This is a genomic window from Pseudomonas sp. Pseusp18 (genome assembly GCF_059506005.1).
This window is the reverse complement of the sequence record NZ_CP169240.1, coordinates 274,038-297,254: the sequence shown is the minus strand read 5'-3', so window position 1 is coordinate 297,254 and position 23,217 is coordinate 274,038. Positions and strand designations below refer to the sequence as shown.

Sequence of the window (23,217 nt, the reverse complement as noted above, 5' to 3'; positions counted from 1 at the left end):
GCCAATGGCCGTGGCCTGACTCGACCATTAAGAAGACTGGATGAAAACCCGCGACCGGATTCTCGAATGTGCCCTGCAGTTGTTCAATCAGAAGGGCGAACCGAACGTGTCCACCATGGAGGTGGCCAACGAAATGGGCATCAGCCCCGGCAACCTCTACTACCACTTCCACGGCAAGGAGCCGCTGATCCTGGGGCTGTTCGAACGCTTCCAGACCGAACTGACGCCCTTGCTCGATCCACCGTCCGATGTGGAATTGGCACCCGAAGATTACTGGCTGTTCCTGCACCTGATCGTCGAACGCCTGGCCCAATACCGGTTTCTGTTCCAGGACTTGTCGAACCTTGCCGGCCGCCTACCGAAACTGGCCAAGGGGATACGCAACTTGCTCAATGCGTTGAAGCGCACACTGGCTTCATTGCTGGCGCAGTTGAAGGCTCAGGGGCAGTTGGTCAGCGACACCCAGGCGCTGGGGCAACTGGTGGAACAAATCACCATGACATTGCTGTTCTCGCTGGACTATCAGCGGATTCTCGACCGTGAAGGTGAAGTACGACTGGTGGTGTATCAGATCATGATGCTGGTGGCCCCGCACTTGTTGCCGCCGGTCAAAGTCGCGACCGAGCGGTTGGCGTTGCAGTACCTCGAAGAGCATTAAGATCAAAAGATCGCAGCCTTCGGCAGCTCCTACACGGAGTTGTGTTCAGCCGCGATATGGTGGCGAACATCGAATCTGTAGGAGCTGCCGCAGGCTGCGATCTTTTTTCGACAAACTACCCAAATCTTGAATTTTCAAAACAAAAACGCCCGACCTTTACAGGCCGGGCGTTTTTTTGCGTCCTGGAAATCAGGACTGACTGGTTGGCGCCGATGGAGTCGGTGCGATAGTCGGGGTTACAGCAGGGGTCGGTGCAGCGGCGGAGTTCGCCGGACTGACCGGGGTTGCCGGTTTGGCGGCAGCCACTGCTGGTTTCGGAGCGGCCGCTTTCGGGGCGGCTGGTTTCTTCACTGCTGGCTTCTTCGCCGCAGCGGGTTTGGCCGCTGCGGTTTTAGCTGCAGGTTTGGCCGCTGGTTTAGCGGCTGGTTTTGCAGCAGCTTTTGCAGCGGGTTTAGCGGCCGCTTTGGCTGCAGGTTTCGCAGCAGCAGTTTTGGCTGCCGGCTTGGCGGCAGGTTTCGCTGCGGCCTTGGCCAATGGTTTGGCAGCGCTTTTGGCTGCCGGTTTGGCCGCTGCGGTTTTCGCCGCAACAGGCGCAACCTTGGCACCGGTGAGTTTTTCGATTTGCTTGGTCAGGGTATCGACCTTGCTGTGCAGTGCCTTGACCTCATTGCGGCTCGGTACACCCAGGCGCGAAATGGCGCTGTTCAGGCGCTTGTCGAAAGCCCCTTCCAGCTCATCCCACTTGCCCAGTGCGCGATCTTTCACGCCGCTGATGCGCGACTTGGCCGACGAAGCGGAGTCCTTGGCAGCATCGACAGTCTTGCCGACAGCGCTCTTGGTGAGCTTCTCGGCTTTCTCGCCGTCCTTAACCAATGCATCGAAGAGTTTGCTGCCGTCAGTATCAATCTTCGAGTACACGCCTAAACCAGCCAGCCAGATCTTGCGGGAGTAGTCTTCGACCTTCCCGATCCACGAGCTGCCTTCTTTTTCAGTATTCTTTTTGCCAGCCATCCCGTTCTCCTTAAGATTTACGCGCGACACGTTCGAGCAATGCTGTCAGCTCATCGAGCTTAGCAGAGAGTGTCTCCACGTCATGTTTAGACGGAATGCCGATACGATTCAAGGCACTTGCGATACGCGTATCGAAAGCCTTCTCGACTTTGTCGAGTTGAAGTTCGACTTTGCCTTTGAAAGTACTCACTTCACTCTTGGCTTCATCGATCTCGGCATTAGCCGCTTCAAGTTTCTCAGCAACTACTTTTTTGCCTTTCTTTTCAACAGCTTGACCAGCCTTGATCAACTCTTGAACGTACTCGCTACCCTCTTGACCGACCTTGGTGTAGGCACCCAGGCCCGCCAGCCAGATCTTGCGGGCATACGATTTGACGTCGTTCAGAGTGTTGGTCTCAACGTCGACTTTTTTCTTCAAAATAACTTTGGCCATGGTCCACCTCACGCGCAGAAGGGTTGAGGAACTGCCCGCGAAAGTGTCGGGCTCAGGCACAAAGTAGGGAGAAAAATTAGAAACGGCACCCTAACAAATGACACAAATCGGTGGTGCCTCCGGGAAAAGATCTCAGTCTTCGGCAGCGCCTGCAGATGTACACATTTCAATGCAGGCGCTGTCGAAGGCTGCGATCTTTGGGGAATCACGCGAGGGCTTTGTCGAGGGCCCTTTCGATTTCCGATTTGATGGTGCCGCTCATGGCGGACATCAACAGCCCCAATTCGACATCGACCCTGATCGAGTCCTCGCCCACATGTACCGCGCCTTTCACACCGGAGCGCTTGAGGTTCAGGGTGTCACCGGACCACTGCGGCTCCAGGCCATATTGATCGGACAGTTTCTGCGCCAACTTGTCGGCCTTCTCGCGGGCCGCTTCCTTACCCAGGCCATGGGCACGCTCAACACTAATATGGGCCATCGAATGACTCCTGCTTTATGGACACTTCCTGAAGCATCTTGACCGTTACTGCGTCAAAACGTCCCGGTTTCTCTATATCTTACCTTCAGCCTTGCCAAGACAAAGCAGGCCACCGGGATTAGAATGTCCCGCATTCTATTTTGGTGACAGCGATATGACTGATCAGCGCAAAGGCAGCGATGCCGAACCCACCACTCACTTCGGCTTCAAAAACGTTCCGGAAAGCCAGAAAGCGGAAAAAGTCGCTGAGGTTTTCCACTCGGTAGCCGCCAAGTACGACTTGATGAACGACCTCCTGTCGGGCGGCATGCACCGTCTATGGAAGCGTTTCGCGATCGAACTGTCGGGCGTGCGTGCCGGTAACCGCGTGCTGGACATCGCCGGCGGCACTGGCGACCTGACCAAAAAGTTTTCGCATCTTGTGGGACCGACTGGTCAGGTAGTGTTGGCCGACATCAACGAATCCATGCTCAAGGTCGGTCGTGACCGCCTGCTGGATCTGGGTGTGTCCGGCAACGTCGAATTCGTCCAGGCCGACGCTGAAAAGCTGCCGTTCCCGGACAACCACTTCGACTGCGTGACCATCGCTTTCGGCCTGCGCAACGTGACGCATAAAGAAGACGCCCTGCGCTCGATGCTGCGCGTGCTCAAGCCCGGCGGTCGCCTGCTGGTGCTGGAGTTTTCCAAACCCACCAACGCACTGATGTCCAAAGCCTACGATGCCTATTCGTTCGCCTTCATGCCGTTGATGGGCAAGCTGATCACCAATGATTCGGAAAGCTATCGCTACCTGGCCGAATCGATCCGCATGCACCCGAATCAGGAAACCCTGAAGTCGATGATGGTCGAGGCCGGTTTCGACCGCGTGACCTACCACAACATGACCGCAGGCATCGTCGCCCTGCACCGTGGCATCAAACCCTGATGTTGCTGGCCGGCCTGCTCGCCAGCGTTGAACTCGGTCTGAACCGGGTGCTGCGTCTCGACAGCACGGCGCTGCCGCGGCTGGCGCATTTGAGTGGCAAGGTGATTGCCGTCGACTGCCGCAGCCCGGCGTTGCAATTGTTCATCCTGCCCAGCGATGAAGGTCTGATGCTGGCGTCCCACTGGGAAACCGGTGCCGACTGCACGTTGCGCGCACCCGCCTCAAGCCTGCTGAAACTGGCGACGAGCAAAGACAAGACTTCCGTGCTGCATGGCCCGGAAGTCGAGCTCGACGGCGACAGCGGCGTGCTGCTGGAACTGGCGACGGTCCTGCAGGACCTGGAGCTGGACTGGGAGTACGAACTCTCGCGCTGGCTGGGACCTGTGGCCACGCAACTGGTCGGCGGTCACCTGCGCAGTCGCGCACGCTGGTATCAGCAAGGGTTCGCCAGCCTCAACCAGAACCTGGGCGAGTACCTGGCCGAAGAATCGCGCACCCTCGTCGGTCAGCGCGAAGCCGAAGCCCGTTTCAGTGAACTGGACCAGATCAAGCTCGATCTGGAACGTCTCGAGGCGCGTTTCGAGCGCCTTTCCCGATCCCTCGACCCAAGCGATAACGCATGAAGCTGCTTGCCGTCCGCCGTTTGTTGCGCATCCAGCGCGTCGTGATCCGCTACCGCCTCGATGACCTGCTGTTCGCCCTGCCATTGCCCTGGTTTCTGCTGGCGCTGCGCTATGCCTTGCCGTGGCGCTGGTTCCCGCGCAAGCCCCTGGACCTGAGCCGTGGCGCACGATTGCGCCTGGCGCTGCAGGACCTTGGGCCGATTTTCATCAAGTTCGGCCAGATCCTTTCGACGCGCCGCGACTTGCTGCCCGAAGACATCGCCGATGAACTGATGATGTTGCAGGACCGGGTACCGCCGTTCGACTCGCAAGTGTCGGTCCGGTTGATCGAAGAGCAGCTCGGCAAGAAGATCAATGAAGTCTTCTCGCGTTTCGACGTCGAACCGCTGGCCTCGGCTTCGGTGGCGCAGGTACATGCCGCGCAGCTGAAAACCGGTGAAGAAGTAGTGGTCAAGGTGATCCGCCCGGGCCTCAAGCCGGTGATTGCCCAGGACCTGGCATGGCTGTTCATTCTTGCCCGCGCCGCGGAAAAACTCTCGGCCGATGCCCGCCTGCTGCACCCGGTGGACGTGGTCAGCGACTACGAAAAAACCATCTACGACGAACTCGACCTGCTGCGCGAGGCGGCCAACGCCAGCCAGTTGAAGCGCAACTTCGACGGTTCGCCGCTGCTCTATGTGCCGCAAGTCTATTGGGACTGGTGCCGGCCGAAAGTGCTGGTGATGGAGCGCATCTACGGGATTCAGGTCACCGACCTCGCGACCCTGGCCGACCAGCGCACCGACATGAAAATGCTCGCCGAGCGTGGTGTGGAGATCTTCTTCACCCAGGTGTTCCGCGACAGCTTCTTCCACGCAGACATGCACCCCGGCAACATTTTCGTCAGCACCGTGCAGCCCTGGAGCCCGCAGTACATCGCCATCGACTGCGGCATCGTCGGCAGCCTGACCCCGGAAGACCAGGACTATCTGGCGCGCAACCTGTTCGCGTTCTTCAAGCGTGACTACCGGCGTGTCGCGCAATTACACATCGACTCGGGCTGGGTACCGGCAGAAACCAAACTCAACGAATTCGAAGCGGCGATCCGCACGGTGTGCGAACCAATCTTCGAAAAACCTTTAAAAGATATTTCCTTTGGTCAGGTGCTGATGCGCCTGTTCCAGACCGCTCGACGCTTCAACATGGAAGTGCAGCCGCAGTTGGTCTTGCTGCAAAAAACCCTGTTGAACATCGAAGGCCTGGGTCGCCAGTTGTACCCGGACCTCGATCTGTGGAACACCGCCCAGCCGTTCCTCGAACGCTGGATGCGCGAGCGCGTCAGCCCCAAAGCCTTGCTGGGCAACGTGCAGAGCCAGTTCGAGCAGCTCCCGCACCTGGCCAACATGGCCCGCGACCTGCTCGAGCGCATGTCCCAACCCCACGCCAACGACCCGCCGCCGCCGTGGCACCGGCGCAAGGACGACGTGTTCCTGCGCCTGCTCGGTACCGCTCATCTGGCGGGTGGCACGATACTCGCCGCCGGTGGCCCGTTACACGAACTGGGGCATTGGCCCGCCGGAATCATGGTGGCGATCGGCTTGTATCTGGTCGTTCGCCGATAGCCAGTTGGATCATCGGCTGGCACACTGTTTGAACGCTGAATTTGAACATTGGCCTCAACTATTGAAGTAGAGCCCGCTGTCGGAGTCGAAGATGAAAAACTGGCTGGACGAGATCAAGTGGGACGCCGATGGCCTGGTGCCCGCGATTGCCCAGGATCACAAGACCGGACGCGTCCTGATGATGGCCTGGATGAACCGCGAAGCTCTGCAATTGACCGCCGCCGAGAACCGTGCCATTTACTGGTCACGTTCCCGTGGCAAGCTGTGGCGCAAGGGCGAAGAGTCCGGCCACGTGCAAACCCTGCATGAGATGCGCCTGGACTGTGACGCTGACGTGATCATCCTGATGGTCGAGCAGATCGGCGACATCGCCTGCCATACCGGCCGTCAGAGCTGCTTCTACCGCGTCTTCGAGAACGGCGACTGGAAAACCGTCGACCCGGTTCTCAAAGACCCGCACGCCATTTACTCCGCAGGACATACTCATGAGTGACACCCTGACCCGTCTGGCCCAGGTGCTGGAAGAGCGCAAAGGCGCCGCCGCCGACAGCTCGTACGTCGCCAGCCTGTACCACAAGGGCTTGAACAAGATTCTGGAAAAAGTCGGCGAAGAGTCGGTCGAAACCATTATCGCCGCCAAGGATGCCGCCATCAGCGGTGACTGCAGCGATGTGATCTACGAGACCGCCGACCTGTGGTTCCACAGCATGGTCATGCTCGCCCAGTTGGGGCAACATCCACAGGCTGTGCTCGATGAACTGGACCGTCGCTTCGGTCTGTCCGGACACGCCGAGAAAGCCTCGCGTCCGTCCGCCTGAATAATTATTAGAGAGGAACGCAACATGGGCATTTTTGACTGGAAACACTGGATCGTCATCCTGGTTGTCGTGGTGCTGGTGTTCGGCACCAAGAAACTGAAAAACCTCGGCACTGACGTGGGCGAGTCGATCAAGGGCTTTCGCAAGGCCATGAACGACGAAGAGAAACCGGCCGACCCGACTGCGACTCCGGCCCAACCGGTTCCGCCGACCCAGCCACAGGCCACAACGCCTGTGAACCCGCCGCACACCATCGACGTGCAGGCGCAAAAAGTCGAAGAGCCGATCCGCAAAGACTCGTGAGCACTGACTAATGTTTGGTATCAGCTTCTCTGAACTGCTGCTCGTCGGCCTCGTCGCCCTGCTGGTGCTGGGCCCCGAGCGCCTGCCGGGTGCTGCGCGCACCGCTGGCCTGTGGGTCGGGCGGCTGAAGCGCAGCTTCAACGCGATCAAACAGGAAGTTGAACGTGAAATCGGTGCCGACGAGATTCGCCGGCAACTGCACAACGAGCACATTCTGTCCCTGGAGCAGGAGGCGCGGAAGATTTTCACGCCGACTCAGCAGGAGCCAACACCGGTGGAACCTGTAGCCACGCCGACGATTCATGCGCCGGCGGCCGAGACTACGCCGACTGAAACGGTGAAAACCGTTGAAACAGCACCGGTTATTGCTCCAGTAGAACCTGTTGCTCCTGCCGCCGCGCCGACAACGCCGGCGCCTCACGACACCACTTTGCCGCCGCGAGCCCCATGAGCGATCTCCCCGAAAACGACCAGCACATGCCACTGGTCTCGCACCTCACCGAGTTGCGCACCCGTCTGCTGCGCTGTGTAGCGGCGATCTTCATTATCTTCGCCGGGTTGTTCGCCTTCACCCAGCAGATTTACACCTTCGTCTCCACGCCTCTGCGCCAGTACCTGCCGGCCGGCGCGACGATGATCGCCACCGACGTGTCGTCGCCGTTCCTGACGCCGCTGAAGCTGACCATGATGGTCTCGCTGTTCCTGGCAATCCCGGTGATCCTGCATCAGATCTGGGGTTTCATCGCGCCAGGCCTGTACAAGCATGAGAAGCGCATCGCCGTGCCGTTGCTGGTCTCCAGCATCCTGCTGTTCTACACCGGCATGGCCTTCGCCTATTTCCTGGTGTTCCCGCTGATCTTCAAGTTCTTCGCCGCCGCCACCCCGGCCGGCGTGGAAATGATGACCGACATCACCAGCTACCTCGATTTCGTCATGACGCTGTTCTTCGCCTTCGGTGTGGCGTTCGAGATCCCGGTGGCCGTGGTGCTGCTGGTGTGGATCGGCGTGGTCAACGTCGCCTACCTGAAGAAAATCCGCCCGTACGTGGTCATCGGCTGCTTCGTGGTCGGCATGATCCTGACGCCGCCGGACATCTTCTCGCAGACGCTGTTGGCCGTACCAATGTGGTTGCTGTTCGAGATCGGCGTCCTGTTCGGCGGCCTGATCAGCAAGCGCGGCGAGCACCCGGACGAAAAACCGGCTGACGATCACAACGACCAGCCGCCAGCGACCCAAGCGTGAACCTGCTGCTCCTCGAAGAGGCCGACTTTATTGCGGCCGACCGAGTGATCCTGCGCGATCGCCGGTTGACTCATATGCAGGAAGTCCACCGCTGTGAAGTGGGTGACAGCATGCGCGTCGGGCGTATCGGTGGGCTGATGGGGGCCGCCGAAGTGCTGCGCCTGGACGCTGACGAAGCCGAGTTGCGCGTCACCCTCGACCAGCCGCCACCAGCCAAGCTGCCACTGACCCTGGTGCTGGCCCTGCCACGCCCGAAAATGCTCCGCAGGGTGTTCCAGACCGTGGCTGCCATGGGTGTGCCACGAATCGTTCTGGTAAACAGCTATCGCGTCGAGAAGAGCTTCTGGCAAACCCCGTTCCTGGAACCTGAGGCGATTCGCGAGCAATTGATCCTGGGGCTTGAACAAGCCCGGGACAGCGTGCTGCCGGAAGTCGTCATCGAGAAGCGCTTCAAACCTTTTGTCGAAGATCGCCTGCCAGCAATCACTGAAGGCACTCTCGGCCTGATCGGTCATCCCGGCAATTACCCGCCCTGCCCCCGTGGCCTGGACGAACCCGTGACCCTGGCCATCGGCCCCGAAGGCGGCTGGATTCCTTACGAAATCGACCTGCTGGCCAAGGCCGGCCTGCAACCGGTGCAGCTCGGCGAGCGCATCCTGCGGGTCGAAACCGCCGTCACTGCACTGCTTTCGCGGCTGTTCTAACCCAGACACTTACCCTGTGGCGAGGGAGCTTGCTCCCGCTTGGGCGCGAAGCGGCCACCGCTTTTTTCCAGCAAGACCGCATTCACCGGTTTTACGACTGCTTCGCAGCCGAGCGGGAGCAAGCTCCCTCGCCACAGGTGTTTGCTCACCTACAGGTTCCAGCCTGCCTGCCGATACAGTCCCCATAAAACCGAATAATGGTCCGAGGGGAGTTGCAGCATGTACCGTTGGCTAGCCGAAAAACTGGGAAACGTAAGCGTCAATCGCAAACTGGGTGTCGGCTTCGGTCTGGTGCTGCTTCTAACCTTGTTGATCACCTTCACCGGCTGGACCGGCCTGAGCGGTGTGATCAGCCGTGGCGACACGCTCGGGTTTATTTCCAGCCTCAATGAGCTGACCAAAGACCTGCGCCTGGCCCGCCTGGACTACGACATGCGCCGTGGCGAACAAGGCCCGGGCGCCGTCAACGAGCTGATCGGCAAACTCGATAGCGGCCTGAAAACCGCCCGCACGCTAATCGAACAACCTGACGACGTGGCATTGCTCGACCAGCAACTGGCCGCCATCAGCGAGTACAAACGCGCCTTCGCCGATCTGACCCAGGCCACCGCCGCTCGCGAAGACGCTCGCAGCAAACTGGGCGCCACCGCCGATAACGCCGTGGCCCGCGTCGCCGAAGTCGAAAAATCCATGCTGCAGGGCGACAGCGTCACCCAGTTCAACAGTGTGATCGACCTGAGCAAACTGATTCAGCAAGCGCGCTTCCAGGTCCGCGGCTACACCTACAGCGGCAAACCCGAGGCCGAGCAGCCAGCGCTGGACGCCATCGACAACGCCCTGAAAAACCTCGAAAGCCTGCCAGCCAAACTGCCGGAGCAGCACATCGCCAACCTGCAACAGGCGACCGACTCGCTCAAAGCCTATCGCGCGGCGGTCAGCCAGTTCCGCGACTCCCAGGTCGCCAGCGCTGCCGCCTTCAAACGCATGAGCGCCCAAGGCGACATTCTGTTCGACGTCAGCAAAAAGCTCACCACCTCGCAAACCGCCATACGTGACGCCGATACGGCGCATGCCAAAAACCTGCTGCTGATGGCCACCGTCCTCGCGTCGGCCTTTGGTCTGTTCGCGGCCTGGGCCATCACCCGCCAGATCGTCATTCCCCTGAGCCAGACCCTCAAAGTCGCCGAGCGTGTCGCCGCGGGCGACCTGAGCCACAACCTGATTTCTGAACGCCAGGACGAACTGGGCCAACTACAGCGCGCCATGCAGAGCATGACCCTGGGCCTGCGAGAACTGATCGGCGGCATCAGCGACGGCGTGACCCAAATCGCCAGCGCCGCTGAAGAACTGTCTGCCGTTACCGAGCAGACCAGCGCCGGGGTCAACAGTCAGAAGGTCGAAACCGATCAAGTGGCCACCGCCATGCACGAAATGACCGCCACCGTGCAGGAAGTCGCGCGCAATGCCGAGGAAGCGTCCGAAGCCGCCGTCGCCGCCGACCAGCAGGCCCGCGAGGGTGACAGGGTGGTCGGCGAAGCCATCGCCCAGATCGAGCGCCTGGCCCTCGAAGTCGGCAACTCCACTGCCGCCATGGGCGATCTGAAGCGCGAAAGCGACAAGATCGGCAGCGTGCTCGACGTGATCAAATCCGTGGCCCAGCAAACCAACCTGCTGGCGCTCAACGCCGCCATCGAAGCCGCTCGCGCCGGTGAAGCCGGGCGTGGCTTTGCGGTGGTCGCCGACGAAGTCCGCAGCCTGGCCCAGCGTACCCAGAAGTCCACCGAAGAAATCGAAGAGTTGATCGTTGGCCTGCAAACCGGCACTCAGCAAGTCGCGACCATCATGGACAACAGCCGCAGCCTGACCGACAGCAGCGTCGAACTGACCCGCCGCGCCGGCGGCTCGCTGGAAAGCATCACCCGCACCGTGTCGGCGATCCAGTCGATGAACCAGCAGATCGCCGCAGCCGCCGAGCAACAGAGCGCGGTGGCCGAAGAGATCAACCGCAGCGTGCTGAATGTGCGTGACGTATCCGAGCAGACCTCGGCCGCCAGTGAAGAGACCGCGGTCTCCAGCGTGGAACTGGCGCGGCTGGGGACGCATCTGCAGATGCTGGTGGGCAGATTCAAGGTTTGAGCGTTCGCTTAAGACCGAGGTGAAGCCATTCGCGGGCAAGCCTCGCTCCTACGGGGGAATTCCTGTAGGAGCGAGGCTTGCCCGCGAATGCGATGGATCAGGCGACGAAGTTAGAGAACCTGGCGCAAAAACGCCTGCGCACGGGGATCCTTCGGTGCATCGAAGAACTCGGCCGGTGAGGCGTCTTCCAGCAATTTGCCGTGATCGAAGAACAGCACCCGGTCCGCCACTTCCCGGGCGAAGCCCATTTCGTGGGTGACGCAAACCATGGTCATGCCTTCCACGGCCAGGGTCTTCATCACATCCAGCACTTCACCGACCATTTCCGGGTCGAGCGCCGACGTCGGCTCATCGAACAGCATGACTTTCGGCTCCATCGCCAACGCCCGGGCTATAGCCACGCGCTGCTGCTGACCACCGGACAGGCGCGATGGAAACTCGTGGGCCTTCTGAGCGATACCGACCTTTTCCAGCAACACCATGGCCTTGGCCTCGCGCTCCTTCTTGCCGCGCTTGCGCACGACTTTCTGGGCCAGGCAGAGGTTTTCCAGCACGGTCATGTGCGGGAACAGGTTGAAATGCTGAAACACCATGCCGACTTCGCGGCGGTAGGCGTTGACGTCGGTTTTCGGGTCGGCCAGTTGCAGACCGTCGATGCTCACCGAACCGGAGTCGAACGCTTCCAGGCCATTCAGGCAGCGCAGAAAGGTCGACTTGCCGGAACCGGACGGGCCGATCACCACCAATACTTCGCCCTTCGCCACTTGGGTGGTGACGTTGTCCACCGCGCGAACCACCTGACCGCGGGTGTCGAAGACTTTTATCAGATCGCGGACTTCAATCACTTTGCGCGAGCCTCCGCTCAAGCCGACTGGCGATTTTCGACAGCGGCAGGTTGATCAACAGGTACAACCCAGCCACGCAGAACAGGATTTCGAACGGCGAGAACGAGGTAGTGATGACTTCACGACCGCTTTTCAACAGTTCGGTAATCGCGATCACCGACACCAGCGAGGTGTCCTTGACCAGACTGATGAACTGCCCGGCCAGCGGTGGCAGCACGCGCTTGAACGCTTGCGGCAGCACCACATGACGCATCGACTGGCCACCGCTCAAACCGAGGGAGCGCGCCGCTTCGTTCTGGCCGCGTGCAATTGATTGCACGCCAGAGCGGATGATCTCCGCCACGTAGGCACCGGTGAACAGCGACAGCGCGGCGATCCCGGCGAACTCCCGGGAGAGGTTCATCACGGTGCCAATGAAGAAGTAGAAAATGAAAATTTGCACCAGCAGCGGCGTACCGCGCACCAGCTCGACATAGATCGTCGAGAGGTCGCGCAGGGTCGGGTTGTTCGACAGGCGGCACAGCCCGGTGGCCAGGCCGATCAGCAGGCCAAGCACGCCAGACACCAGGGACAACCACAACGTGGTCCAGAGCCCCCATAGCAGCGGGCCGGCGGCCCAATGCCGGGTCACGCCGATCACATCGCCTTCGGCCACATCATCGCCTTGCGCGACTTGCAGGCTGTTGTCGTCAACCGTCAGGTGCTGCTCATCCCCGGCATCATTGCGCAGGGTGACTTCAGTCTTGCTGCCCTTGCGCACCAGCTCACTGACGGTGGAGATGTCGGCCGCGCGCTGGGACTCTTCGGCATGGTAGGCGAAGTACTGCGGCACACGGTTCCAGCGCCATTCGTAGGACATCAGCGAGGTGGCGTAGTACAACGCGCCAGCCAGGCCGATCAGCACCAGCACGGTTAATACGTGCCAGGGCCATTGGGCTTTTTTCTGTTTCATTTAAAGGCAAATCCATAACGATCAGGGCGCCCGCTCCCTCTGTGGCGAGGGAGCTTGCTCCCGCTGGGTTGCGCAGCAACCCTGAAATCAGCCACTGCGCAACGTCGGGTAAACGAGTCAATCGATTTACGACTGCTTCGCAGTCGGACGGGAGCAAGCTCCCTCGCCACAAAGGCGGTGTTACTCCATGTCCTTGAGCCAGGCGGTGTCTTTAAACCACTTGTCATGGATGCGATCGTAGGTGCCGTCTTCGTGAATCTGGTGCAGGAAGTTGTTGATGAAGTTGAGGCTGTCGTAATCGCCTTTCTTCAGGCCGAAAGCCAAAGGCTCATAGGTGAACGGCTTGTCGAGGAACAGCAGTTTGCCGTTGCCGACCTTGTTCACCGCCACGACGTTGTAAGGCGCGTCGTAGATGAAGGCGTCGGCCTTGCCGTTGACCACGTCGAGCACCGCTTCCTGCTCGTTGTCGTAGCCGTGGTACTTGGCTTTGGAAATGAGCTTTTTGGCGACCATCTCGCCAGTGGTGCCGAGCTTGGAGGTGATGCGGTAGTCGGCGGTGTTCAGGTCTTTATAGGACTTGATGGTGCCTTCCAGCTCCTTGCGGATCAGCAGCGTCTGGCCGACCACGATGAAGGGTTCGCTGAAGTTCAGGCGCAGGTTGCGCTCCTGGGTCAGGGTCATGCCGCTGCCGATCATGTCGAACTTGTCGGTCAGCAGGGCCGGGATGATGCCGTCGTAGCCGGTGGATACCATTTCCAGCTTGACGCCCATGGCCTTGGCCATGGCTTTGAGGATGTCGACTTCGAAGCCGATGATTTCGCCGCGCTTGTTGGTCATTTCGAACGGCATGTAGGTCGGGTCCATGCCGACTTTCAGCGTGCCGCGCTTGACCGCGTCATCGATGGCACCGGCCTGCACCGCGCTGACTGCAACCAATGCCGTGACGCCGACCAGCAGCATCGACAGATACTTCTTCATCTTCAAGTCCCCAAAACCCATCGCATTGTGAGGCACGCAAACCGCAGGTTTCCTTTGGGAAACCGGCAGATACGAACAGAAAGTTGTCCGGGCGCACCAATTCGGGGACGGATGCTAACGCACTCGGCCGTTTGCACAAGGGGTTGAAGGAGATTTGTTTGATCGTTCCCACGCAGAACACGGAACGATCATCAGCACAAAAAAAACCCCGCTTTCGCGGGGTTTTTCATTATGCCAACTGAGGCTGCACGCTCAACGGCTTGAGCGGCAACAGCGGCGCATGCGGATCGGCATCCACCGAAGTGCGCCAGGCTTGCAGCCACTCGGCATGGCCTTCGCTCCAGACTTGCTCATGCAAGCGACCCAGTGCCACCGGATCACTCAGCAGGGCCACGCGCTCGTTGTTGGTCAGCCCTTCAGGCCCGACCTTCATCGCATGGCGAACCCGCTCGATACGCAGCCATTCGATCGGCTCGGCCTGACGGTGACGAGACGTCGCCAGCGCACACGCCAACGCGTTCTGCTGTGGATCGACCACCGACCGGACGAAGCCGTCGTGCAGTGCATGCCAGCGGTTTTCGTGGGTGTACTGATCAGTCGCCAGCAACGCCTGCGGCGGAGCGTATTCCTCAGGAATCAGGAACAGGCTCTCGTCACGGGATTTCAGGCCCAGGCCGACACGACTGGAGATCACCGACACCGGAATCGACAGCATCAGCGAACCGACGATCGGCACCAGCCACCAGAGGAAGCTCGGGTTCAGCCAGATCACCAGCAGCGCCCAGAAGAAACCCAGCACGGTTTGCGGACCGTGGCGCTTGACCGCCTCGCTCCAAGGCGTGGAATCGTCGTCACGTTGCGGCGAGTTCCAGGTCGCGGCCCAGCCGAGGAACGCGGCGAGCACGAAACGGGTGTGGAAAATCATCCGCACCGGCGCCAGCAGCATGGAGAACAACATCTCCAGCAGCATCGACAGCGTCACCTTGAACTTGCCACCGAACTCTTTCGCGCCCTTGGCCCAGATCAGGATGATGCTCAGCAGCTTCGGCAGGAACAGCAGCACGATGGTCGTCGAGAACAGCGCGATCGCCTTGTCCGGGTGCCATTGTGGCCAAAGCGGATAGAGCTGACGCGGTTCCAGGAAGTACTGCGGCTCCATCAGCGTGTTGGTCGCCAGCAGGGCTGTCGACAGCACGAGGAAGAAGAACCACAACGGCGCCGACAGGTAAGACATCACGCCTGTCAGGAACACCGCACGGTGTACCGGGTGCATGCCCTTGACCAGGAACAGCCGGAAGTTCATCAGGTTGCCATGGCACCAGCGACGGTCACGCTTGAGTTCGTCCAACAGGTTCGGCGGCAGTTCTTCGTAGCTGCCCGGCAAATCATAGGCAATCCACACGCCCCAGCCGGCACGGCGCATCAGCGCAGCTTCAACGAAGTCGTGGGACAGGATCGCACCGGCGAACGCGCCTTTACCGGGCAACGGCGCCAGGGCGCAGTGCTCGATGAACGGCTTCATGCGGATGATCGCGTTGTGGCCCCAGTAGTGGGATTCGCCCAACTGCCAGAAGTGCAGGCCAGCGGTGAACAGTGGACCGTACACACGGGTGGCGAACTGCTGCATACGCGCATAAAGGGTGTCCATGCCCGACGCACGCGGCGCGGTCTGGATGATCCCGGCGTCCGGCGTGGCTTCCATCAGGCGCACCAGGCTGCTCAGGCATTCGCCACTCATTACGCTGTCGGCGTCGAGCACGACCATGTATTTGTAGTCACCGCCCCAACGACGGCAGAAGTCGTCGAGGTTGCCGCTTTTACGTTTTACGCGACGACGACGGCGGCGGTAGAAGATCTTGCCGAAGCCCTTGGCTTCACGGCAGACGTCCAGCCAGGCCTGCTGTTCGGCGACGCAGATATCGGCGTCGTTACTGTCGCTGAGCACGAAAAAGTCGAAGCGATCGAGGTTACCCGAGGCTGCAACCGACTCGAAGGTCGCCCGCAAACCGGCGAATACCCGCGGCACATCTTCGTTGCAGATCGGCATCACCAATGCGGTGCGTGCGTCCTTGGCGATCGGCTCGTTGCCGGCGCTGGCGCCGGAAATGCGGTACTTGTCGCGACCCGTGATCAACTCGAGGAAGCCCATCAGCGCGGTCCAGAAACCGGCCGACACCCAGCAGAACAGAATCCCGAACAGAATCAGGATGCTGGTTTGCAACGCGTAAGGCAGCACCTGGGCCGCGGTTTGCAGAAGCGGTTGGTGCAGGACTTCTTCAAGATCGACGAACGACCAGCCCTGGTACGGCATGATGCCTTTCATGTACCAGCCGGCGACGATCGTCTGACCGAGCATCAGCACCAGCAGAATATAGCGGCGGATCGAACCGACGGTGCGCCAGCGAGCAGCCGGCAGCACGTTCTCGTCTTTCTGCGGCTGCGGCGGGTTGGTGCGACCGGTCAGCCGACGCCAGCCACGCACCAGAATATTGGTGCGCCATGGCTCCGGAACGACTTTGGTCCGACGGATCGGCGGGGCTGCCTTGAGGCAAACCCGACCACTGGCGTCGAGTCCCAACATTTGCGCATCCGCCAGTTCTTCGGCGGTGTTCAGGGTCAGGCGCCGCCCGACCGACGCCTGGGCGGCATCGGTTGGCGCGTCGAACGCCTGGGACGACAGACGTTCGTGCAACTCACTGAAAGACTTGCAGCCCGCGAGTTCCGCGCGCTGCTCGTCGGTCATCGGCAAATGCGCCAGGTACTCGGCAAGCGTTTGTGGCTGTACTTGTGAATTACTCATCGGCGGGCAACTGATAGCTCCAGGTCTCGGTCAGGACTTGTTCAGTCGGTGCCGATTCCGGTGTGGCAGGGGCCGCTTCGGCAGCGACAGGCTGCTTGGCGTCTTTGTTGTCCTTGTCCTTGGTGTCCTTGACTTGCTGGGCTTGCGCTTCAGCTTGCTTGGCTTCCTTGTCCTTCTTCTCCTGCTGACGGGCGGCGATCTTGTCGGCCTTGGCAACGGAAGAGCTGGACGCTGGCGCCGTGGTCTTGATCGTCTCGGCAGGCGTGATGGTCTTGACCAGTGCTGCACGCATTTCGGTGGACTTGTTCGGATCCTTGATCTTCATCCGCAGGGTCAGGCGCCAGCCCTTGGTTTCAGGGTTGTAACGGACGCTGTTCTCGACCAGTTCCGCGTTGTCGCCAACGCTCACCTGACTGCGCACTTCGGCATCTTCCGGCAAGTCTTGCAGGGACGGACCCTGGAAATCCACCAGGTAGGCCACGCTGCCGTCCGGCTGACGAATCAGGTTCGACTGCTTCACGTCACCCGTGGAACGCAGGGTCTGTTGGACCCAGGCGCTGTCCGCCGAATGCAGGGCGGCTTCGTCGATGGTCCAGTGCATGCGATAGGCGACGTCCAGGGGCTGCCCAGGCTCTGGCAGTTTTTCCGGGCTCCAGAAAGCAACGATATTGTCGTTGGTTTCGTCAGCGGTAGGAATCTCCACCAGATCGACGGAGCCCTTGCCCCAATCGCCTTTCGGCTCGATCCAGGCACTTGGGCGCTTGTCGTAGCGGTCATCGAGGTCTTCGTAGTGGCTGAAGTCACGACCACGCTGCAGCAAGCCGAAACCGCGCGGGTTCTCGATCGAGAAGTTGCTCACGGCCAGGTGTTTCGGGTTGTTCAATGGGCGCCAGATCCATTCGCCGTTGCCGGCATGGATCGACAGACCGCTGGAGTCGTGCAGTTCGCGACGGTAGTTCAGCACTTTCGACGGCTGGTTGGCGCCGAACAGGAACATGCTGGTCAGCGGCGCAACGCCAAGTTTGGTGACCTTGTCACGCAGGAACATCCTGGCCTTGACGTCGACGACCGTGTCGCTGCCCGGACGCAGGGTCAGGCGATAGGCACCGGTGGCGCGCGGCGAATCCAGCAGGGCGAAGATCACCAGGTGCTTGTCGCCCGGCTTCGGCTGCTGAATCCAGAACTCGGTGAAACGCGGGAACTCTTCGCCGGACGGCAAGGCGGTATCGATGGCCATGCCGCGAGCGGACAAGCCATAGGTGTGGCCCTTGCCGACGACGCGGAAGTAACTCGCGCCGAGCATGGTCATGATTTCGTCTTGCTTGTCGGCCTTGTTGATCGGGTAGAGCACACGGAAACCGGCATAACCCAGCTTCTCAGTGGCTTTAGGATCGAACTTCATATCGCCGAAATCGAAACGACTTGGGTCGTATTTGATCTCTTCGACGGCGTTGGCCGTGATTTCGTTGATTTTCACCGGCGTATCGAAGTGCATGCCCTGGTGATAGAACGACAGCTTGAATGGGGTTTTCTGGTTAGCCCACTCGGCTTTTTCGGTGAGGAAGCGAATTTTTTGATAATCCGCGAATTTCATCTCACGAAATTCATTCGGCAGGTTACTGCGCGGGGCTTCGTATTTTTGCCCGGCCAGCTCTTTTGCCTTGACCGATACGTCATCCAGATTGAATGCCCAAAGCTGGCCGGCGCTGAACAGGCAGAGCAGTGCAGAGCCCGCTACCAGAGCATTTCGAAACCGTTTGGCAGACAATTTTGGTGCATTACAGGGACTAACAATCACGAGCAACCCTCGCCGAAAACAGATCAAAAAACCAACGGCCAGTTAAAGTGCCAGCACGGTGTACGGTGGAAAAAAACCGACCCTGCGGACCACTCTTGCCAAGTTGGCGAGCATTGTTCCGACTCCCATGGGGCAAAATGATTCCCCAACAGGCCGCGGACAAGTCTCTACCTAAGTCAAAATGGACCAACGAACGCTGATCCCCGTAGCGCGCGATTATCTAGTAGGCCGCGTTACAACGCATCAGGGGGAAGCAAGTATTTATCGGGAAAAGCCTCTGTTTTCAGCCGAAATGCCCTTAAAAACATGTTTCAAGCGCTTTCACGTCTGTAACAGGAAGGTTACCGGGCCATCATTGACCAGGTGCACCTGCATATCCGCGCCGAATCTACCTGATGCCACAGTGCCATGCACCTGTTTCGCTTTGCCCAATAGATAGTCGAACAGCGCCTCGCCCAAGGCCGGAGGGGCTGCAGTCGAAAAACTCGGACGCAACCCGTTTTTGGTATCGGCGGCCAGGGTGAACTGCGAGACCAGCAACAACCCGCCGCCCACGTCAGCCAAGGACAGATTCATCTTGCCCTCGGCGTCACTGAATACTCGATAGTTAAGCAGTTTATGCAGAAGTTTGTCGGCGCTGGCCTGCGTGTCGTCGGGTTCGACCGCCACCAGCACCAGCAACCCCTGATCTATCGCACCAACCACCTCTCCCGCGACCTCGACTCGCGCGCCGCGCACGCGTTGCAGCAGGGCCTTCATGCTTCGTCAGGCGACAGGTCGAGTAAGCGACGGGCCATCTGATCGGCGGCGCGTACCAATGCATCGGTGATCCCCGGTTCGGACGCCGCATGGCCGGCGTCGCGGATCACCTGCAATTCGCTGTTCGGCCAGGCTTGATGCAGTTCCCAGGCGTTGTCCAGCGGGCAGATCACATCATAGCGACCATGGACGATGACGCCGGGCAAATGGGCGATCTTGCCCATGTCGCGGATCAGCTGATTCGGCTCGAGGAAAGCGTTGTTGGTGAAGTAGTGGCATTCGATGCGGGCGATGGACAACGCACGCTGGGGTTCGGAGAAACGATCGACCACCAGCGGGTTCGGACGCAGGGTCGCGGTGCGGCCTTCCCAGATGGACCAGGCCTTGGCCGCGTGCATCTGGGCGATCTGGTCGTTGCCGACCAGGCGTTTGTGGAATGCCGTGAGCAAGTCGTCGCGCTCGTCCAGCGGGATCGGCGCGATGTAGTCCTGCCAGTAATCGGGGAACAGGCGACTGGCGCCACACTGGTAGAACCACTCGATTTCCTGGGGACGGCAGAGAAAAATCCCGCGCAGAATCAGACCGTGCACGCGCTCCGGGTGGGTTTGCGCGTAAGCCAGGGCCAGGGTCGAACCCCAGGAACCGCCGAACAGCACCCATTTGTCGATGCCCAGGTGTTTGCGAATCCGCTCGAGATCGGCGACCAGATCCCAGGTGGTGTTGTTCTCAAGGCTGGCGTGGGGCGTGGAGCGACCGCAACCGCGCTGGTCGAAGGTGACAATGCGATACAGGTTCGGATCGAAATACCGGCGGCTCTGCGCATCACACCCGGCGCCAGGGCCGCCGTGAATGAACACTACCGGCAAACCTTCCGGTGAACCGCTTTCGTCGACATACAGCGTATGGGTTTTATCGACGGCCAGATCGTGCCGGGCGTGGGGTTTGATCTGCGGGTACAAAGTCTGCATTGCGCGCTCCGTAAGGGGTCGAGGTCATCCCTGTAGGGACTTCTATTATTCTGCCGTCCGGCATCATAAACCCGAATTACTTCAATGAGCATGCCCCTTGCAGCGTCAGCGCTTGTCAGCCCATCTTGTCAGCCCGTCTTCTCAGCCAAATACCCGAGCAGGGTTTCATAGAGTCGGTCGACCTCGGCAACCTGCCCCCGCGCCCGCAAACAACCGTGAACCAGCCCCTGACCGTAATAAAGCATTGCGCTCACGCCGGCGGCGTTGAGTCGCCCGGCGTAAAGCACGCCGTCATCGCGTAGCGGATCGAACTGCGCCACGGCGATCAACGTCGGTGGCAGACCGCTGAAGTCGTCGGCGAGCAAGGGCATCGCATAGGCCGTTGGCTGACGGATACCACCCAAGTACAGCGCGTGATAACAATCCAGATCGCTGCTACCCAGCAATGGCGCGTCGGCGCATTCGCTGCGTGATGGCAACCGGTGATCGCCGCCCAGGCCCGGATAGATCAGAACCTGTGCACAAGGCGCCGGTTCGCCGGCATCGCGCAAGGCCAGACACAGCGCAGCGGCAAGGTTGCCGCCAGCGCTGTCGCCGGCCACCAGCGTCCGCGCCAGGTCGAGTTGAAACGGCCCCGTGCGTAGCGCTCGCCAGACACCCAGACAGTCATCGAACGCCGCTGGAAACGGATGCTCCGGCGCCAGCCGATAATCGACGGCGATCACCAACACACCGAGCACCGACGCCAGTTCGGCGCAGATGAAGTCGTGGGAATCCAGATCCCCCACCACCCAACCACCGCCATGCAGATACACAATGCAGGGCCAACCGTTGGTCGGCAGCGGAACCGGCGGTTGCCAGGCGCGCACCGCCACTCCCGCCAACTCTAGATCGACCACCTCAAGCCCCGCGGGATGTGGCGGGGTAAACGCCCGGCACATCTCGCTGTAGGCCTGACGCATACCGGCGAGGCTGCTGTCAGTGCTGTTGAAGCTGAGGGTTTTCTCGACGAAAGCCGCCATCTGTTCAGAGAGTGGATAAGAAGCCATGGACTACAGCCAGTCAGTTCAAAGTTTTTGATTGATAACCTGTGGCGCAGTCAATTTTTGAGACTGGCCTGAACGGTTGCCGCGCCATTCTTTCCATCGAAACTGCTGACACCCGCCAGCCAGCGCTGAAGGTCTTCGGGATGATCACGCAGCCACTGCTTGGCGACATCCTGCGGCGTCTTACGCTCCATGATCGGTACCATCAACTGGCTTTCCTGGGCAGCGGTGAAGGTCAGGTTTTCCAATAGACGGTTCACGTTCGGGCAACGCTCGGCATAGTCCGGCGCGGTCACGGTGGAAACGGTCGCCGCGCCTTCATTCGGGCCGTAGACGTCTTCGCTGCCGGTCAGGTAGGCGATGTTCATGTTGATGTTCATCGGATGCGGGGTCCAGCCGACGAACACCACGAACTCCTTGCGATTGACCGCCCGTTGTACGGCGGCGAGCATCCCAGCCTCACCGGACTCGATCAACTTGAAGTCCTTCAAACCGAAGCGGTTGGTCTCGATCATGGTTTTGATGGTGGTGTTGGCGCCGCTGCCCGGCTCGATGCCGTAGATCTTGCCACCCAACTGATCCTTGAACCTGGCGATGTCGGCGAAGGTTTTCAGGCCGGCGGCAGCGACATAGTCAGGTACCGCGAGCGTTGCCTGGGCGTCGGCCAGACTCGGTTTGTCCATGACCTTCACCTGATTGGCGGACACGAACGGGGCGATGTTCTTGTCCATCGCCGGTTTCCAGTAACCGAGGAAAATATCCAGACGCTTGTCGCGGATGCCGGCGAAGATGATTTGCTGCACGGCGCTGGTTTGCTTGCTTTCATAGCCAAGGCCATTGAGCAGCACATCGGCCATGCCGCTGGTGGCAATGACGTCGGTCCAGTTGACCACGCCCATACGCACGGTCTTGCAGGAAGCGGGGTCGTTGGCGAAAACGCTGGTGCTCAGAAGAGCAGTGCCGGTGAGGATTAACAGACAGCGGTTGAACAGTCGTTTCATCGGGAAGGCTCGCTCGGCAGCAGATTATTGTGGGCCCGGTGTCTTTGTGCACCGTGCCCACAACGTTACGCAGCACCGAGTCGGCAAAAGTGACCTGTGGCGACCGTGTTTTGCACGGTGGCGACTGTCCTGATGCGTTATCAAGGCGAACACTAATCTGTGGCGAGGGAGCTTGCTCCCGCTGGGTTGCGAAGCAGCCCCCAAACCATTCAACCGAGTTTTATCAGGTACGCCCGACCAACCGGGTTTACGACGGCTTCGCCGCCGAGCGGGACGGTGCGGCGATCCGACAAGCTCCCTCGCCACAAAGGCCCGTTCGCCACAGGGTTACGCGCTGTAATGCTTTTCGCCCCACGCCAACAGCCCTTGCAGTAATTCCCGGAGTACCACTTGCGTCGGCTCGGCCAAATCCGGGCGATAACGGAACGGCTGGAACTCTTCCATGTACGTGCACTGGCCCAACTCCAGTTGCACGGCATGAATGTTCTCGGCCGGGTTGCCGTAGTGCCGGGTGATGTGTCCGCCCTTGAAGCGGCCGTTCAGCACATGGCTGTAATCGGTGTGCTTCGCGCAGATCGCTTCCAGCTGTGTGGCCAACTGCGGATCGCAACTGGCGCCGTTGAAGGTGCCGAGGTTGAAGTCCGGTAGTTTGCCGTCGAACAGGTGCGGAATCACCGAGCGGATCGAGTGCGCGTCGAACAGCAGCGCGTAGCCGAACTCGGCTTTCAGCCGTGCCAGTTCTTCCTGCAAGGTGCGGTGGTACGGCGTCCAGATCTGCTCCAGATACGTCGCCCGTTCCGCAGCCGACGGCTCCAGCCCTTCGCGGAACAACGGCACGCCATCGAACAGCGTCGCCGGATACAGGCCGGTGGTGGCGCCGACATATAAAGGCTTGTCGTCGGACGGCCGGTTCAGGTCGATGACAAACCGCGAGTACTCGGCCGCCAGGGTGCTGGCGCCCAGTTCGGCGGCGAATTCATAAAGCCTGGGGATGTGCCAATCGGTGTCCGGCAGGCTTTTCGCGTCGGGGATCAACCCCGCTTCCACCGTCGGGGTCAGGCGCAGGCCGGCGTGGGGCATGCTGATCAGCAGCGGCACGCGGCCTTGTTTGAAGTTCAGAACCTTATCCACAACC

At 60.3% G+C, this 23,217-nt stretch carries 24 protein-coding genes and 1 pseudogene; 12 read left to right on the top strand and 13 right to left on the bottom strand.

Going from position 1 to position 23,217, the window contains the following annotated elements; all coding sequences use genetic code 11:
- The first annotated feature begins 40 nt into the window (after positions 1–40).
- Positions 41–658 carry a TetR/AcrR family transcriptional regulator gene (locus ACEN9A_RS01290; RefSeq protein WP_007936804.1) on the top strand — a complete coding sequence of 206 codons (618 nt, stop codon included), beginning with the start codon at positions 41–43 and terminating at the stop codon, positions 656–658.
- A 189-nt stretch (positions 659–847) separates the two neighbouring features.
- Here the strand turns inward: ACEN9A_RS01290 and ACEN9A_RS01285 are convergent, their stop codons facing one another.
- The 3 genes from ACEN9A_RS01285 to ACEN9A_RS01275 all read right to left on the bottom strand — a co-directional run bounded on the left by ACEN9A_RS01285 (position 848) and on the right by ACEN9A_RS01275 (position 2,583).
- On the bottom strand, positions 848–1,669 hold the full coding sequence (locus ACEN9A_RS01285; protein ID WP_258672084.1) for a phasin family protein: 822 nt from the start codon (positions 1,667–1,669) through the stop codon (positions 848–850).
- A 10-nt stretch (positions 1,670–1,679) separates the two neighbouring features.
- Positions 1,680–2,102, bottom strand: a complete 423-nt coding sequence (locus ACEN9A_RS01280; RefSeq protein WP_007936802.1) for a phasin family protein — start codon at positions 2,100–2,102, stop codon at positions 1,680–1,682.
- Between the two features lie 205 nt (positions 2,103–2,307).
- Positions 2,308–2,583, bottom strand: a complete 276-nt coding sequence (locus tag ACEN9A_RS01275) for a polyhydroxyalkanoic acid system family protein (RefSeq protein WP_018929158.1) — start codon at positions 2,581–2,583, stop codon at positions 2,308–2,310.
- Between the two features lie 154 nt (positions 2,584–2,737).
- On the opposite strand from ACEN9A_RS01275, the gene ubiE reads away from it, so the two are divergent.
- The 11 genes and pseudogenes from ubiE to ACEN9A_RS01220 all read left to right on the top strand — a co-directional run bounded on the left by ubiE (position 2,738) and on the right by ACEN9A_RS01220 (position 10,935).
- Positions 2,738–3,508, top strand: a complete 771-nt coding sequence (gene ubiE, locus ACEN9A_RS01270; RefSeq protein ID WP_007936800.1) for a bifunctional demethylmenaquinone methyltransferase/2-methoxy-6-polyprenyl-1,4-benzoquinol methylase UbiE — start codon at positions 2,738–2,740, stop codon at positions 3,506–3,508.
- Positions 3,508–4,131 (top strand): ubiquinone biosynthesis accessory factor UbiJ, encoded by a 624-nt coding sequence (locus tag ACEN9A_RS01265; RefSeq protein ID WP_019581841.1) that lies wholly within the window; start codon positions 3,508–3,510, stop codon positions 4,129–4,131. Before ubiE ends, ACEN9A_RS01265 begins: the two co-directional genes overlap by 1 nt.
- Positions 4,128–5,732 (top strand): ubiquinone biosynthesis regulatory protein kinase UbiB, encoded by a 1,605-nt coding sequence (gene ubiB / locus ACEN9A_RS01260; RefSeq protein ID WP_028939613.1) that lies wholly within the window; start codon positions 4,128–4,130, stop codon positions 5,730–5,732. The genes ACEN9A_RS01265 and ubiB overlap by 4 nt, the downstream gene beginning before the upstream one ends.
- 91 nt (positions 5,733–5,823) lie before the next feature.
- Positions 5,824–6,225, top strand: coding sequence for a phosphoribosyl-AMP cyclohydrolase (gene hisI / locus ACEN9A_RS01255; RefSeq protein WP_007936797.1), 402 nt, complete (start codon positions 5,824–5,826; stop codon positions 6,223–6,225).
- Positions 6,218–6,550 (top strand): phosphoribosyl-ATP diphosphatase, encoded by a 333-nt coding sequence (locus tag ACEN9A_RS01250; protein ID WP_007899279.1) that lies wholly within the window; start codon positions 6,218–6,220, stop codon positions 6,548–6,550. The genes hisI and ACEN9A_RS01250 overlap by 8 nt, the downstream gene beginning before the upstream one ends.
- A gap of 24 nt (positions 6,551–6,574) precedes the next feature.
- The gene (locus ACEN9A_RS01245) at positions 6,575–6,853 is read left to right on the top strand and encodes a twin-arginine translocase TatA/TatE family subunit (RefSeq protein ID WP_258672080.1); all 279 of its coding nucleotides are present in this window, start codon (positions 6,575–6,577) and stop codon (positions 6,851–6,853) included.
- 10 nt (positions 6,854–6,863) lie between these two features.
- Positions 6,864–7,304 (top strand): Sec-independent protein translocase protein TatB, encoded by a 441-nt coding sequence (tatB, locus tag ACEN9A_RS01240; protein WP_258672078.1) that lies wholly within the window; start codon positions 6,864–6,866, stop codon positions 7,302–7,304.
- The gene (gene tatC / locus ACEN9A_RS01235) at positions 7,301–8,095 is read left to right on the top strand and encodes a twin-arginine translocase subunit TatC (RefSeq protein ID WP_019581837.1); all 795 of its coding nucleotides are present in this window, start codon (positions 7,301–7,303) and stop codon (positions 8,093–8,095) included. Before tatB ends, tatC begins: the two co-directional genes overlap by 4 nt.
- Positions 8,092–8,799, top strand: coding sequence for a 16S rRNA (uracil(1498)-N(3))-methyltransferase (locus ACEN9A_RS01230; protein WP_258672076.1), 708 nt, complete (start codon positions 8,092–8,094; stop codon positions 8,797–8,799). The genes tatC and ACEN9A_RS01230 overlap by 4 nt, the downstream gene beginning before the upstream one ends.
- 219 nt (positions 8,800–9,018) lie before the next feature.
- Positions 9,019–10,077: pseudogene (locus tag ACEN9A_RS01225) on the top strand (methyl-accepting chemotaxis protein); the annotation flags it as partial.
- Entirely contained in the window at positions 10,063–10,935 is an 873-nt protein-coding gene (locus tag ACEN9A_RS01220; RefSeq protein ID WP_408981113.1) for a methyl-accepting chemotaxis protein, read from the top strand. The pseudogene ACEN9A_RS01225 and the gene ACEN9A_RS01220, both read left to right, overlap by 15 nt.
- A 110-nt stretch (positions 10,936–11,045) precedes the next feature.
- Here ACEN9A_RS01220 and ACEN9A_RS01215 read toward each other — a convergent pair whose 3' ends face one another.
- The 10 genes from ACEN9A_RS01215 to hutG all read right to left on the bottom strand — a co-directional run bounded on the left by ACEN9A_RS01215 (position 11,046) and on the right by hutG (position 23,213).
- Positions 11,046–11,780 carry an amino acid ABC transporter ATP-binding protein gene (locus ACEN9A_RS01215; protein WP_007936789.1) on the bottom strand — a complete coding sequence of 245 codons (735 nt, stop codon included), beginning with the start codon at positions 11,778–11,780 and terminating at the stop codon, positions 11,046–11,048.
- Complete coding sequence (locus tag ACEN9A_RS01210; RefSeq protein WP_258672073.1) at positions 11,773–12,732, bottom strand: amino acid ABC transporter permease; 960 nt, start codon at positions 12,730–12,732, stop codon at positions 11,773–11,775. The genes ACEN9A_RS01215 and ACEN9A_RS01210 overlap by 8 nt, the downstream gene beginning before the upstream one ends.
- A 180-nt stretch (positions 12,733–12,912) precedes the next feature.
- On the bottom strand, positions 12,913–13,710 hold the full coding sequence (locus ACEN9A_RS01205; RefSeq protein WP_026345986.1) for a transporter substrate-binding domain-containing protein: 798 nt from the start codon (positions 13,708–13,710) through the stop codon (positions 12,913–12,915).
- 229 nt (positions 13,711–13,939) lie between these two features.
- Complete coding sequence (gene mdoH, locus ACEN9A_RS01200) at positions 13,940–16,510, bottom strand: glucans biosynthesis glucosyltransferase MdoH (RefSeq protein ID WP_258672071.1); 2,571 nt, start codon at positions 16,508–16,510, stop codon at positions 13,940–13,942.
- Positions 16,503–18,308, bottom strand: coding sequence for a glucan biosynthesis protein G (locus ACEN9A_RS01195; RefSeq protein WP_026345987.1), 1,806 nt, complete (start codon positions 18,306–18,308; stop codon positions 16,503–16,505). The genes mdoH and ACEN9A_RS01195 overlap by 8 nt, the downstream gene beginning before the upstream one ends.
- A 321-nt stretch (positions 18,309–18,629) precedes the next feature.
- Complete coding sequence (gene dtd, locus ACEN9A_RS01190; RefSeq protein WP_258672065.1) at positions 18,630–19,067, bottom strand: D-aminoacyl-tRNA deacylase; 438 nt, start codon at positions 19,065–19,067, stop codon at positions 18,630–18,632.
- Complete coding sequence (gene pip, locus ACEN9A_RS01185) at positions 19,064–20,035, bottom strand: prolyl aminopeptidase (RefSeq protein WP_018929173.1); 972 nt, start codon at positions 20,033–20,035, stop codon at positions 19,064–19,066. The genes dtd and pip overlap by 4 nt, the downstream gene beginning before the upstream one ends.
- Positions 20,036–20,163: 128 nt before the next feature.
- Positions 20,164–21,084: an alpha/beta hydrolase gene (locus ACEN9A_RS01180; RefSeq protein ID WP_258672063.1), complete on the bottom strand. Its 921-nt coding sequence runs from the start codon at positions 21,082–21,084 to the stop codon at positions 20,164–20,166.
- 50 nt (positions 21,085–21,134) lie between these two features.
- Positions 21,135–22,082 carry a choline ABC transporter substrate-binding protein gene (locus tag ACEN9A_RS01175; protein WP_019650800.1) on the bottom strand — a complete coding sequence of 316 codons (948 nt, stop codon included), beginning with the start codon at positions 22,080–22,082 and terminating at the stop codon, positions 21,135–21,137.
- 327 nt (positions 22,083–22,409) lie between these two features.
- Positions 22,410–23,213: an N-formylglutamate deformylase gene (gene hutG / locus ACEN9A_RS01170; RefSeq protein ID WP_018929176.1), complete on the bottom strand. Its 804-nt coding sequence runs from the start codon at positions 23,211–23,213 to the stop codon at positions 22,410–22,412.
- Between the last annotated feature and the right edge of the window lie 4 nt (positions 23,214–23,217).

Coding starts and splice junctions, on each gene's coding strand:
- ACEN9A_RS01210 (WP_258672073.1), bottom strand. CDS start 12,732: ATGAAACAGAAAAAAGCCCAATGGCCCTGGCACGTATTAACCGTGCTG.
- ACEN9A_RS01265 (WP_019581841.1), top strand. CDS start 3,508: ATGTTGCTGGCCGGCCTGCTCGCCAGCGTTGAACTCGGTCTGAACCGG.
- ubiE (WP_007936800.1), top strand. CDS start 2,738: ATGACTGATCAGCGCAAAGGCAGCGATGCCGAACCCACCACTCACTTC.
- tatC (WP_019581837.1), top strand. CDS start 7,301: ATGAGCGATCTCCCCGAAAACGACCAGCACATGCCACTGGTCTCGCAC.
- ACEN9A_RS01290 (WP_007936804.1), top strand. CDS start 41: ATGAAAACCCGCGACCGGATTCTCGAATGTGCCCTGCAGTTGTTCAAT.
- pip (WP_018929173.1), bottom strand. CDS start 20,035: ATGCAGACTTTGTACCCGCAGATCAAACCCCACGCCCGGCACGATCTG.
- dtd (WP_258672065.1), bottom strand. CDS start 19,067: ATGAAGGCCCTGCTGCAACGCGTGCGCGGCGCGCGAGTCGAGGTCGCG.
- ubiB (WP_028939613.1), top strand. CDS start 4,128: ATGAAGCTGCTTGCCGTCCGCCGTTTGTTGCGCATCCAGCGCGTCGTG.
- ACEN9A_RS01245 (WP_258672080.1), top strand. CDS start 6,575: ATGGGCATTTTTGACTGGAAACACTGGATCGTCATCCTGGTTGTCGTG.
- hisI (WP_007936797.1), top strand. CDS start 5,824: ATGAAAAACTGGCTGGACGAGATCAAGTGGGACGCCGATGGCCTGGTG.
- ACEN9A_RS01220 (WP_408981113.1), top strand. CDS start 10,063: ATGCAGAGCATGACCCTGGGCCTGCGAGAACTGATCGGCGGCATCAGC.
- tatB (WP_258672078.1), top strand. CDS start 6,864: ATGTTTGGTATCAGCTTCTCTGAACTGCTGCTCGTCGGCCTCGTCGCC.
- ACEN9A_RS01205 (WP_026345986.1), bottom strand. CDS start 13,710: ATGAAGAAGTATCTGTCGATGCTGCTGGTCGGCGTCACGGCATTGGTT.
- ACEN9A_RS01175 (WP_019650800.1), bottom strand. CDS start 22,082: ATGAAACGACTGTTCAACCGCTGTCTGTTAATCCTCACCGGCACTGCT.
- ACEN9A_RS01250 (WP_007899279.1), top strand. CDS start 6,218: ATGAGTGACACCCTGACCCGTCTGGCCCAGGTGCTGGAAGAGCGCAAA.
- ACEN9A_RS01275 (WP_018929158.1), bottom strand. CDS start 2,583: ATGGCCCATATTAGTGTTGAGCGTGCCCATGGCCTGGGTAAGGAAGCG.
- ACEN9A_RS01280 (WP_007936802.1), bottom strand. CDS start 2,102: ATGGCCAAAGTTATTTTGAAGAAAAAAGTCGACGTTGAGACCAACACT.
- ACEN9A_RS01285 (WP_258672084.1), bottom strand. CDS start 1,669: ATGGCTGGCAAAAAGAATACTGAAAAAGAAGGCAGCTCGTGGATCGGG.
- mdoH (WP_258672071.1), bottom strand. CDS start 16,510: ATGAGTAATTCACAAGTACAGCCACAAACGCTTGCCGAGTACCTGGCG.
- ACEN9A_RS01180 (WP_258672063.1), bottom strand. CDS start 21,084: ATGGCTTCTTATCCACTCTCTGAACAGATGGCGGCTTTCGTCGAGAAA.